8 protein-coding genes are annotated in these 13,371 nt (G+C 42.8%); 5 read left to right on the top strand and 3 right to left on the bottom strand.

Annotation, left to right across the window (positions count from 1 at the left end):
* Window positions 1-519 precede the first annotated feature (519 nt).
* Complete coding sequence (locus ACYX4J_RS03215) at window positions 520-1,833, top strand: autotransporter outer membrane beta-barrel domain-containing protein (protein WP_476177894.1); 1,314 nt, start codon at window positions 520-522, stop codon at window positions 1,831-1,833.
* Window positions 1,834-2,678: 845 nt separating this feature from the next.
* On the opposite strand, the gene ACYX4J_RS03210 is transcribed toward ACYX4J_RS03215, so the two are convergent.
* Window positions 2,679-3,518: a right-handed parallel beta-helix repeat-containing protein gene (locus ACYX4J_RS03210; RefSeq protein WP_476177893.1), complete on the bottom strand. Its 840-nt coding sequence runs from the start codon at window positions 3,516-3,518 to the stop codon at window positions 2,679-2,681.
* A gap of 410 nt (window positions 3,519-3,928) precedes the next feature.
* On the opposite strand from ACYX4J_RS03210, the gene ACYX4J_RS03205 reads away from it, so the two are divergent.
* From ACYX4J_RS03205 to ACYX4J_RS03195, 3 genes are all read left to right on the top strand, one after another.
* Complete coding sequence (locus tag ACYX4J_RS03205) at window positions 3,929-4,171, top strand: hypothetical protein (RefSeq protein ID WP_445355749.1); 243 nt, start codon at window positions 3,929-3,931, stop codon at window positions 4,169-4,171.
* Window positions 4,172-5,247: 1,076 nt separating this feature from the next.
* Window positions 5,248-6,606, top strand: coding sequence for a hypothetical protein (locus ACYX4J_RS03200; protein WP_476177892.1), 1,359 nt, complete (start codon window positions 5,248-5,250; stop codon window positions 6,604-6,606).
* A 125-nt stretch (window positions 6,607-6,731) separates the two neighbouring features.
* The gene (locus ACYX4J_RS03195; RefSeq protein WP_476177891.1) at window positions 6,732-7,955 is read left to right on the top strand and encodes a hypothetical protein; all 1,224 of its coding nucleotides are present in this window, start codon (window positions 6,732-6,734) and stop codon (window positions 7,953-7,955) included.
* Window positions 7,956-8,082: 127 nt separating this feature from the next.
* Here ACYX4J_RS03195 and ACYX4J_RS03190 read toward each other — a convergent pair whose 3' ends face one another.
* Window positions 8,083-10,518 carry a glycoside hydrolase family 19 protein gene (locus ACYX4J_RS03190; RefSeq protein ID WP_476177890.1) on the bottom strand — a complete coding sequence of 812 codons (2,436 nt, stop codon included), beginning with the start codon at window positions 10,516-10,518 and terminating at the stop codon, window positions 8,083-8,085.
* Window positions 10,519-11,364: 846 nt separating this feature from the next.
* Between ACYX4J_RS03190 and ACYX4J_RS03185 the strand changes: the two genes are divergently transcribed.
* Entirely contained in the window at window positions 11,365-12,318 is a 954-nt protein-coding gene (locus ACYX4J_RS03185; RefSeq protein WP_413663205.1) for a hypothetical protein, read from the top strand.
* A 376-nt stretch (window positions 12,319-12,694) separates the two neighbouring features.
* Here the strand turns inward: ACYX4J_RS03185 and ACYX4J_RS03180 are convergent, their stop codons facing one another.
* Window positions 12,695-13,201, bottom strand: coding sequence for a hypothetical protein (locus tag ACYX4J_RS03180; protein ID WP_476177889.1), 507 nt, complete (start codon window positions 13,199-13,201; stop codon window positions 12,695-12,697).
* Window positions 13,202-13,371: the final 170 nt, after the last annotated feature.

Genomic DNA, 13,371 nt, shown 5'->3' with positions numbered 1-13,371 from the left:
AGCTCACAGGAAGTAAACTTTATCACTAGCAATTACACACTTATCTCTCATTGAAAATCCTCATGCCTCATCAATACTTTTACCAAACTTTCAACTTACTCAGGGAAACCAAAGGCAGTAATCATATATAGGCAGGGTAGAAGATTTAATAGCTCTACCCAACATTAATAGACTTCAGGAGGTTTAAAGGACAATTAGACAGTAAGCATGCATTTATTAATCGCAAAATTTTTAGTCCATATTTGATGATATCTTAAGCGTGTTTAGCTTTGATCAATAACAGGCATAGCTAAGTATTAATGCCGATTAGTCAGTTTCGGAAAGTTTCTTTTGGTGGTTCTGAAGTTTCCTCAAGCAAATATTGATCTCTATAGCGACAACCCGCTATCAGCTCCAGATAGAAATGGACATTAATGGTATTCATTTAAGCTTATACCTACTCAATTTAAATATGTAACAAGCCCATATAAACTTTTGTTTTAGGGAAATGACTACAGTAAAGAAGTCGAGGATTTATCAATGAGAATGCCTTTGCTTATTCCAGCAATCCCATGTATTTTAGCAATTAGTATCAGCGCTACAATCCAAGCTAGTAATACATATATTGTAAACCAAACCGGCAATAACAATATGGCTATGGGAGACCAAAGCGATCCCACCGTTACCAACAATTTGATTGTACAAACCCAGAATGGGGATAATAATACAGCCGAGGCGGAACAAATCATTAATAGCAGTGATGGCGTGATTATTCAGACCCAGATTGGAGATGGAAACTTAGCCAACGCGAGCCAGGAAGATAGTACAGGCACAACGCTGACAACCTTACAAGTGGGTAATACTAACGAAGTTACATCCAGTATGCTTGGTGACTCTAATAACACCAACTTTGTATCCCAAACCGGTGAAATCAATTTCACTTCGACTGTAAATTTTAACTCCAGCTCAAACAGCACAAATATTATTCAGGTTGGTACTGACAATCAATCTTCGGCTTCTCATTTCAATAATTCAAATAACAACTCCATATTTATTAGCCAGGATGGATCTGAAAATCTTAGTTCCGCATCTGCAAGCCTAAACACAGACAATACCACCTCCATAGTTTTACAAACTGGATCACTTAATAATGGGGGAATTTCCCAATTTAACAGCTCTGACTTTATGACAAGCACCGTTATTCAGAGTGGCGTAGACAACCTAGGTGGAGCCAGTAACTCGAATAGCAGTTTCGGTAGTACCTTTTCCAATCAGGATGGTAATGCAAACCAAGGAAGTTCCAGCCAAATTGATAGCACGATAAGCCAGACATTTATCCAGCAAATAGGAAATGATAATTTAGGCGGTGTATCGATAAGTTCAAGTAATAATGTAATCGGCTCTATCACTCAAATAGGTGATCAAAATGTTATCGGGGGCTCAGGGCACGCCTTTAGTAGCAATGGTACCGTAGCGGTCACTCAGATAGGCATTGCCAACGATGCAATTGCTTTCCAAATTATGAGTGATTCAGCACTATTAACCCTTTCTCAAAATGGCGAGAAAAATATGGCCTTGGCTAGCCAAACTGGGTCATCAAATAGCCTTCTAAGTACGCAAACAGGTACACAAAATGTCCTCTCTATTTTTCAGGATGGTGATTTGATTTCTGCTGATACAGACCAAAATGGTACGCTCAACGAAATCGATCTTAACCAGACAGGTATGAGTAGCTGGGCCACACTCTCACAAAGTGGAAATAATAATTTTCTACAGGCCATGCAGGCGAACCCATCTGCCTCAACTACCGTGACACAGTTTGGAGACAACAATAGCGGAAACATAATGCAATAATATGCCTGGCTTCAAGCTCACTTTAATTTCATAGAAAAATATTTAGTGATCATAAATTGGGGATTCACTGAACTGATACAATTATTGAATATATATTATTCTGTTTTGTTATCATATCTATCGTCTCAGTGCATCCCCAAAACTACTATTTCTTATAGAACCAACCATCAGCACATTGAATATCGTGGTAATACCACAAAAAGAGGCAATTTAAAATTACACCCACACTTACTCACACTCTTCGGTTTGTTTGCGCCCCCCAAATTACCGAAACACTACAGCATCGCTGCACTCACATAGTACTCTCCAAAAAAGTCCCCTCTTGAAAATTTCAAATACCTGGCTACATATACGCCATCAGACATCCATCGTATTTTAAGTGGTGAACTTAGGAATATATATTTAACATTTAGATCATGCTTACTAACCGCATACCTGCTGTTCAACTCAACATCCTATTAATGCCTAACTTTTAAAATACTCATCTAATCTTCCACATCAAAATCTCATACATGGAAACATATCAACATTTAGATGCAAATATTATTTAATTCATACAATAACATTTAAAGTGAAAAATACACGCCTGAGAGCCCTTTACAAGATACTCACCTTAGAGATATTTTTATTTTAATTAAACCTCTACCACATTTCACTATAATAGATATAAATATATTTATATTATGCTATATAAAGGAAGCTCATATATTTCATATACGAGCCCCTAATAGATTGCTGATTGATAAGTTTTATAAAAAAATTAAGTAAATCGATCTATAAAATTTCACAAAACGTTACCACCAAATTTAACAGCCCATGGAAAAGAAATTGTCTATTAAGAATTGTCAATCCAGGCAATCTGGATCTTTAGTGAGATATTCATTGTTTACCCAAATATTAGTACCACTGCAATCAGGGTCAACTGTATCCCTCAGATCAAAAGGATCATTACCAAGAGAAGAGTTCGCAGAAATAATATTGAAGTTGGAATTAGTAAAAATAAGAACTATACCACCATCTTGGCTATCACCGTTGCCATTATCGGTAGTTGTGTTCTGTGATATCACATTATTTGACGATCCTTCTATCAGAATACCAGCCCCTCCATTTCCACTTGAAGTGTTGTTAAAAACTCGTGAAAAACTATCATCCACCTGGATTCCGTCGGCAACACTACCTGTTACGGTACAGCCAGAAAAAGTATTGTAGTCATCATCCATATCGACTCCGACTCTACCACTATCAGTAATAACGCAGTCATTTATAGTATTGTAAATACTATCTATATCTATCCCATCATTAACACTATTAACAACTTCGGTACCAAGTACTTTGTGATACCCCTCTCCCTCTAAGAAAATTCCATCAAAACAGCCATCAATAACGCCTCCAGTGAGGGTGGCGCCATTACCTTCCATTCGAATTCCTGCACCACCTAGGTCTCCTCCTGTAGTACAGGTCAGGGAATAGTCGCCCATATTTAAGCTGCCACTTGGGCCGACAATAGTAAGTGCATCAGGTTCATCGGTTGTTAGATCACAAGATAAGTCCTCAGTGAGCACTTCTGCAGTTGTAATCACATCGCCACAAGCCACTTCAGCCAAGGCAATTGATGAATATGAAGACGCCGATAAAGCCATTATCGCTAATAGTGCCACCTTATCTACAGACTGCTTAATTTTCACATCCAACTCCTATCAGTTCAGAATAAAGAATACATCTCAGCACAGAGATACTGAGTCCCCTAAGTTTGGATGCAATAATAGCTTCCACCATAAGAAAAATTGCCCAAAATAATTGACGTCCGAATGTATAAAAAACTACGTCATTCTTTTGAAGAAACTAGTGCAGCTATATCGATAGCAATGATTAAATACAGAAAATTAAGCTGGCGCAATTATTTTCTGATGATTACTAGCATTTAACCCTAAACACCATACTCTGATCCAACTTTGGAAAGTACGATTTTATTCGCCAGCTAATGTATGCAGCTTAATTATGAAAAACTTAGGTTGTTTATATAAAATTTATTCATGATAGAAGTACTAACTCCGGGAAACTGTTACTTAATGTTCGGTCATAAAAAGGAGTTATCATGTACACCAAGGCTGGTATTTACGTCGCTCTATCTTTATTTGTTGCCACAAATTCTTTGGCTGAAGCAAATAGTACATCACTGTATCAGCAGGGTAGCGCTAACAGTGCCACTACTGACCAAAGCGATATTACTAGTATTCACTACCAGATTGACGATAGCAACCAGGGAAGTTCACTACAAGACTCCATTACGAACAGCGATCTTAACTATATCCAGTTAGGCCATCAAAATAACGCCTAAAGTGTTCAAACCGACTCTGAAAATGCTTCTATTTCTGTCTATTAAAAAAGGACAGAAAATTCAGACACCAGTTCACAAGATAATATTATCAATGGAGAAATGCAAGTTCATCAGATAGAACTTAATAACAAACCAACAATAATAGATTTAAACAGTGGCTCTAATAATAATACAATTTCTGTCCAAAGCGGTGATATCAATCAAAATTATGTATTTATTAGCGCGACAAACTCTACAATAGACTATATCAAGTAAGTTGGTGCGGACAACCAGTTTTTCTAACTCACAGTGATAATGATAATGACAAAGTAGAGATTATACAAGCTGGGGCCAGGCACACTATCGATATTATTTTTTTCTCTACAGCTAATAATGAGGTCATTATTAATTAACTCGGCAGTAGTAATATTGGAACAGTGAATTTAGGCGGCACAAGTAGCGAACTGCAACTACTCAAGGAGGGATATATTAATAGTGTAAACGTCACTCAGAGTGGAGAAGAGACTCATCTCTACACTCACCAAATAGGTAACCTTAATGGGCTCAGTCCAACCCAGAGTAGAAGACAAAATACTGTCAAATTCTCTCCAGTTGTTAACAATAAATTTATACACATGATCCAAACTGGGGTTAGTAGCAGTGCCGACATACTACAAATAGGTAGTGACAATAGCACGAACTAGCAGCAATAATTTAGCCCTTTCAAGGTTGTCTCGATAGATGTGCTGACCGGTGAGCTGACGTGATCATCAGGGCGCAAACTCGACTTTATTCCTAACTTTGCCAAACTAAATTCTCATAGCCACATACCAATTCATCGACAAAAATTAAAGTAGCCTTTGATTGAGCTGACGCTATAAATCAAATGGCTAACAACCCAACCTATGGCTTTAAACCATATCATCGTGTAGTAGAGTGATATTTTTTATGTATTAGCCGCCACTTAAGATTTCCAATCATTATTGACCGCACATATTTTTTCGTAGAAACACGGAAAGTACTATGCCTTTATATGGATGTTAAAGGCAGAGTATATGCTTACCACCCAAAGTCGAAATTGGTAAAGGAGTTATCCAATGAAGACCTATTCCCTTATAGCCACGGCCTTATCCCTTATGATCAGTGGGATTTCCTATGCGGAAAATACTGTCATCCAGAACCAGATGGGTACAGATAATAACGCGACAGCAGATCAAAGTGATCCGACCGTATTTGATAACCTTATTGTGCAAACACAAATTGGTGATAACAACGACGCTGATGCCAGTCAAACTAATGGCAATGTCAGCGGCGCCATTTATCAAACACAGCAGGGGGATAATAATAGTGTCACCTCGACACAAGATGCCACAACCAGCACTACGGCATCAGCACTCCAGGTCGGGGATAACAATATCGTTTTAACCAGTCAGGAAACCGCTTCAAACGGTAACAGTGAAATCCTCCAGAATGGTGACACTAACTTTGCCAGCTCTGAACAAACCTCCTCAGATTCTGATTCTATTTCAATCAGCCAGTATGGCGATCAAAACCTGGCTACTAGTACTCAGGACACGAGTTCCAGCAATGTTGTAGTCATTACCCAATCCGGTGACTTAAATATTTCAACTACATTGCAAAACACAGCAAGCTCTGGTAACAGCGCTACCACAATTCAATTCGGGCAACAAAATGCTGCTGGGATATCTCACCTTAACTCCTTTACCAATTCGGACTTGATAAGTCAGGTTGGTGATTTCAACAATGCCTCAATTAACAGAAACACCTCAAGTTCCGATAGTGCTATCGTAGTACAGTCCGGAGACTCCAATTTTGTCAGTGCTACTAGTTTTGATACGGCAGACAATACATTATCCATCTATCAATATGGTGATAATCAATCAGCGGTTGCCACACAAAGTAGTGCTTTTGAAAGTAACATTTATATTAGCCAAAGTGATGACAATAATATGGCTTTGGCAACACAATCAGGAGCCAGTGACAACATTGAAGTTTATCAGTCAGGCTCATCCAATATGGCTACAGCCTTACAGGCGTCGACTGACAATAGCTCCAATATTATTTCCCAGGACGGTACACAAAACGATGCTACTGTCACACAAAGTGGTTCATCGGATACATCCTCTGTTGAACAAATTGGAAATATGAATATGGTTTCAGCCAGCCAAACAGCCTTTAGTGGCTCCCTAGATATCATTCAAGATGGTGACGAGAACGATATTATTTCCACTCAAGATGGCGATATGGAAACTGCGTCAGTCCTACAGGCAGGCGATTTAAATACTGTTGAGCTAGCCCAGAGTGGTATGCAAAATAACGCCACCCTATCACAGGATGGCAGCAGTAATTTTCTTTCTGTTACTCAAACCGGCTTTAATGACACAATTAGTGTTACCCAACTAGGTGACGGGAATAGTGCAACCTTTATCCAATAGTTTCCTCCCAATGGATAAAGGCTACACCAAGCCTTTTCAAGTGCCCTTATGTTTTTATGTAAGGAGCTACTTCAAATAACTTCCAGAAGTGCCTTCATTAGAGATTTTGCAGTTAAGGAGTATTTATGAAAATCTCAAGTTTAGCGCTAACTCACCTTGCATTAGCTATTAGCTGTACTGCAGTTGCTGACAATAATTTTGTAATCCAGGATCAGATTGGAATTGGCAATACTGCCACAGCCAATAATGCTCAAACAGATGTTAACAACAGCACAATTATTCAAACCCAAATCGGTTTCAATAATAGTGCAGACGCCTTACAAATTGACGGTACATTCCTTAGTACTATTATTCAACTCCAAATTGGGGATACCAATGAAAGTGAAACGGCCCAAGAGAATACGACCAGCAGCAAGATAAATTCTCGACAGCTAGGGGCCAGTAACAGCGTTAATGCCGGTCAAGGGACTGTTACCGACAGCATACTCGCCGTTAACCAGTTTGGCACATCGAACACTGCCAATTCACAGCAGGTGGTAGCTGACGCAATTTTTTCACTGGCTACACAGGTAGGTATGCAGAACTCTGCTGAGATCTACCAGGAAAACCTAAATTCAGGATCTGGTACTTTACAGCAATTCGGAAGCTTAAATACTGGGAATATACTCCAGCTTGCTAGTGGTAACCCCAACGCAGCCCTACTGCAAATAGGTCTTCAAAATACGGCCAGGGTTGACCAACTGAGTGTCACCGATTCTTTTACCTTCATTAGCCAGATTGGAGAAAATAATGATGCTCAAATCAATCAAATAGATGCCGCAGCAGATAACGCCCTGATAGTTCAGGCTGGCGCAGAAAACTCAGCAGAAGCGACACAAGATATCAGCAATTTTAATACTGTTTTTATCGCTCAGGTCGGCACACTGAATACAGCCACAACCAACCAGAATATTTCAGAGAATGGTACTTTAATTGTAACCCAGGCGGGTTCGGCAAATAGTGTCGAAGCAGATCAGAATACCGATCTTAGCAGCGCAATTATTATTCAAGCCGGAGACCAAAACTCAACAGCTACAGATCAGGTGGGGGCTGATGTAAATCTGACAGTTACCCAGTTCGGCTCTAGCAATTCAGTCACTCTCCAGCAGGACGGCGCTCTCCTTGATGCGACAACAGCACAATTTGGCACAACCAATGAAGCCGTAATTGCTCAGAGTGGTTTAGGTAACACACTAACATTGTTACAAATCGGCGATGGGCACTATAAGGAAATATCACAAACCGGAGTAGACCAGTCATCCTTTACTGTTCAAATAGGCAGCTCAAACTTTGTCAGGGTTATGCAATAGTTTTAACACTGAGAGGCTTCAAACAGGGGCAGTATTAACTCTGGTACTAATAAAAAAGTGACCTGGCTGCGGGGGAGAACCAGGTCACTGAAACGGTTTGGGTGGGGGCTATTCAGCCCCCTGGTTTTTAATCTTGGTAATCGATGGTCATATCAAAGTTGCCCTCAACACACTTGGCATAGTCGCCCTCATTCAGTGCTGAGTAGGCAGTCTGGTAATTCACCAACTGACATGCGTAGCTCTCATTATTTGGGGTATCCGCAGACCACCCCCAATCTTTATCCCAGTAAATATCCAGGGATGCTGCACCACCAGTCTGGAACTGCCCCATATTGGCACAACCGAGTTCTTCATCTGCCGGAATTTCTACACCGAAGTATTCCGCCGTACTCTGGTAGTACTCGATACGATACTGTGAGCGGTAGTCTTCAGTACCAGAACTGCATTCTATCGCCCCATTAATAATATTGGTGGTAACGCCGAATCCAGAAGTCAGGTTATTGGCCAGATCCACACTGTTCGGTTCCCAGGTGCCATCGATTACATGCAATATGCTTGGCTTGGGTGGCTGTGGATAGACGAAGAAGAAGATGGAGCTTGCCAGGTTCAACCAGGTATCCGCTACCAACTCCGGTGCTTCCAGCAGGGTGTAAATATCACCGTACATCGCCTGGGAGAAGGGTCCGTAGTTATAGTTCCAGCTCAGCTGTTTAGCGCCGCGGCCGAAGTAACTCTTGTAACCACCATCACTATTGATCGCACAGGGCCATGCTTCAGCTGCCCAGCTGCTGCTGGCATCACAGGCGCCGTAGCCACCGGAAGTATCTTCTGTCCAGCCAATTTCCCGCAACCAATACAGGCCCTGGCGCCATTCCGGCACTTCCCAGCCTGTTGCGTGGGCACCGGTTTCCTGGGCGTAGTGTGCAAACATGACAGCCATCGACTTGCGACAGATCGCCTCGGCATCGCGGCCATCGGTATAGTCACCACAGAAAGCTGGGAACTTGGCTACGGCTCGGAGGAAATTGGTGTAGGTGTACTCTTCCGCTCTGAGGGCGAAAAGGTAATCCCAGTCTTCTTCAGACAGGATACTCTCAACGCGGAGGACATTTTCAGGGTTTGCACTGCGGCCAGGTTGTACTGCCTCAACCACGGCGTTGTCCCGGGTTTCGACTGTATCCTTTACTTCCTGAAGCAGGGAATCGCTACTGGTAATAGACTCTTCCGCAGCTTCCAGTTCGCTGATGCCCATCACATAGCCATCGGCTGCGGCACAGCCATCCTGGCTAATGGAGACCTCGTCCACATCACTGGCTTGAGTGGAGTCAGAGGCCGTCAGCTGGAAGGTGTAGGTTACATCGCTATATACCTCAGACAGGGTCACTGAGGTAGCGCTGCCGGTATAGTTGGTCATCTTTACAACAGGGCCACTGGTTTGGCTCCAAATGTAAGAGATATCGCTGCCGCCGGTACTGCCTGAGCCATCCAGATTAACCGTTCCACTACAGCCTACATTGATACTTGAGGCCGAGATATTTGCGGTTACTGAGCTTTCAGAACCATCGGTATTATCATCATCGTCGTCTTCATCGGTATCGTCCACCGCGAGGTTTTGCACGGTTATCTGTGCTTCTTCAGTAGTGTCACCATCACTGACGATTAGGCTAAAGACATAGCTCACATCAAAAGTGCTTGATGGTAGGGTAACAGTGGTGGATGCGCTGGTCGCAGAAGCAATATCTGCTTCAGGAGAGGCCGGGGATAATTGGGCCCAGCTGTAAGATAAGTTGCCGTCGCCACCGGAGGCACTGGCATCAAGTGTTACAGTGCCACCACCGGTAATTTGTGTCTGCGACACTGAGGCACTGATCGTAATGGGAGTGCTGTCAGAATTATCGTTGCCATCGTCACTGTTGTCGTTATTGTCGTTATCACTGCCGCCATCATTGCCACCGGTGCCGGTGTCATCATCGGAGCCGCCATCACTGGAGCAACCATCCGCTTCCTTAAGAAGCCAAGGGGAACCCCAGGTATTTTCAGCCGTTAATGCATCGGTGGGGTGGTCGTCACCATTAGCCCACCACTGGGCAACAAATAAGTCGCCGTCGTAACAAACTTCTTCGCCTTTGCGATAGTTTTGACCGGAAATATAAGTATCGGAATCATCGGAACCACCAGTGCCACCACCGCTGCCGGAATCTGTATCATCATTGTTACCAGAATCCGTATCACCGTTATTTCCGGTATCAGTATCATCATCAGAATCGGTGTTATCACCATCACCGGAATTGGAGTCATCGCCACCACTGGTATCGCACGCACCTGACTCCTCCAAAATCCAGGGGGAGTCCCAGCGGTTTTCTGCTGTCAGGGCATCCGAGGGAATTTGAGAAGCTGTTGCCCACCATTGAGCTTTATATAAGTTTCCTCCGTAGCAAACCTGGCTGCCACCGGAATAACTCTGCCCCGCAAGGTAGTCGTCGGCGGGTTGTGCCGCACTCAAACCTTGAGCGCCCAGCATCAGCGCCGATGCTATGGCTGTGCGAATAAAAATATGGCTCATAGAATCTCCAATTGTCGTTTTTAGGGTTCTATTTAAAGTTTTACGCGATGAGGCAAATACCAAACTGCCAGGTATTATTTGCAAAAATAGAGATCGAGAGCTTGTGTGAATAACGTATAACGGAAGGCATTAATAAATAGAGCAGACATTCTTGGCATAAATATTTATACACTGCCAGGATGCTCTAAATTGAAAGGAGCCCACTTCCCTTCCCCGTCTTTATTTACTCAACTGGGTGCAACTGCCCCTGCACCTTTAATAATTATCACAAACACTTACTTTATTTCTGTACGCTGTTCAAATAGCCCCATACGTACTCAGCAGTTTCGATAAATAGCAAACGGAATGGTTCCAGATTTAAACAGAATATTTCGTGACCACATCGACACAGGTCGCGTGCGCCAGTGAGCAAATGTCTAATTTCAAGATCAAAGTCACGTAAAAAGCGGAAATTATAGGCTTTTAAATCTACATAAAACCATAAAAGAGAAAAAATTTACCAATAACAATACAGGGGCAAAGTATAAGGATAATTACCTAGCCAACAAACACCGATAGAAAAGCTCATGGCGCTTTACATCGTCTAAGTGAGAAAAAGTTCCCAATCTAACCAGGAACCACCACTGATAAATGCAGTTTTTCACAATTCATGTTTCTTTCGTCAGTGACTTTTCTCTCAAAATAAAAGTACTTCTGGCCCATAGTATTTCCCTCACTCCATGGCGACACTTTAGATCGGCAATATCAGCAGTAATAAGCCGTAACTGACAGTCACTTATCCTTTGGCTAGCACCCCGTGCCCCAAGCAGGAAAGAACTCAAATTAGTTCAACAAAGGGAGATCTTTGTGAAGCCTTACCCTATCCTTTTTTCATCCACAATTCTGTTGTTAGGTACTCTTAGCCACGCGGACACAAGTACTGCCACTGTAGAGCAATACGGCGATAGCAATCTGGCAACAGCCGAGCAAGCCGACTCAACCATTGAAAATAACTTAATAGAACAAAGGCAAACGGGTAGCTCCAACTCTGCCGAAGCGATGCAATCTGTGAATTCATCCTTGGGCTACATACTTCAAATGCAAACTGGAGACAGTAACAGCGCCATCGCCAGCCAAGAAGAAAGCACTTCAACCACGGTGCAAATTGTGCAATTGGGTGATAATCAGACCGCACTCAGTACCCAGATACTTACCACTACGACTAATGGGGAAATCTATCAGGAGGGGCTATTGAATAACGGTAGACTCTTCCAAAGTGACTCCATTGGCAATACAGGCTACTTGTTCCAATCTGGACAAAGTAATATGGGGTTTGTTCGCGCCACAAGTGGTGACTTCCACTCAGGCTCACTTCTCCAAACAGGAACCTTGAATGATGGTGCCCTAATTCAACTACGCGGTACCTTCTATACCTCTACCGTGACACAAAACGGAATAGGAAATGAGGCGACCAGCTTGCAGAACTTTGGCGAGTCCCTTATTAGTGAACTCACCCAATTAGGTGATGGTAACAATGCCATTCTCTGGCAAATATTCAATGAAAACAGCTACGCCCAAACAAGTCAGATCGGATCAGACAATATCTCTTCCTCTCGACAAGAAGGTGAACTCATGAGCATCACCACCACACAGGAAGGTATGTTTAATGAGGCTGTTGCATTTCAGGAGGGTACTTCGAGTTTCGCCTTATCTCAACAGAATGGGCTGGATAATTTTATTGATATTTCACAGAGTGAAGTCAATGGAAATATATCAGCCAGTCAAGTGGGCAATGGCAATATCGGGATGATATCCCAATAATAGAGATTACGATTTTTAATCGAGAGTTTTGATTGTACTGGGCTTAGGGAGCCTCTGAATAACTCCGTGTTACCTCTGGCTTGCAGAGCGGTTCACAATCAAGGCGCGGCTTTGCAGGAATGTCTAGACCTTTCAAGAAGTCGCAACGCGGAGTGTGAATCGCTCTGCAAGCCCCGAAGGGCGGGCCTTGAAGGCCACAGCTGCTGCGTTGCAGCTCTTACAAAGGACTAGAGCCATTCGCGGCGAGCTGCGCCTAACATCTGCAGCCTTCAAGACCCGCAGAGGCATTACGGAGTTATTCAGAGGCTCCTTAGGAACTGTCCAATCGATAATTGCCCGTTAGCAACTGGCCAGCGGGCAATTGTTAAACTCTTGCTTAAGATGCAAACACCCTAAGACGTCCCTCACGCTTTTCCTCGCTAAAGTCACAGCTGGTCAATCTAAACATCAACACATACTCGGAAAGGCAACGAGTATCGTGAATATCTCCTGGTAAGAATGCACTACAGTCACCGGGCTTCATTTGATAGCAGCCCCGGCTCACCAGTTGTTCACCGCCGTCTTGATTGAGCAAACCATAGGTAGACATCTCCACATCACCATGTTGCACCGCGTAAAATACCCAGCCATTGCCATGATTATGTGGTGGACGATAGAGCCCACGAGGCTCCACATGAGCCAGCAAGATAAAACCCTTACCTTCATCCCGGTATAACTCTACACTGGGTTCTTGGCGACTGTGTAGATCAGCCAACCATGCCTCATTAGAATTTGATGCCGCCAATTTTCCCAGCGCTTCTCGACATCTCACAATTGATGAAGTATCAAGTCCCTGCCAATTCGCTTTAAGTGCTTCAACGCACTGTCTCAAAGAATTCGTCACTGATTGGTCCTCCTAAAGCTCTCTCGATATTTTGTTGAAAATTACTGCGAATCCACAAATTCAAGATACAACTTGAAGCCAGCTTTAAGTCAACCAGATCTATGCCTGAATTTTTAGCTATTGAGGTAGTGGGTGAAGTGTAAAAGCGCTGAACTGGAAAATAGGAATAA

It is taken from the genome of Microbulbifer sp. ABM4_008 (assembly GCF_056311705.1).
This window is presented reverse-complemented; position numbering and strand designations above follow the sequence as displayed.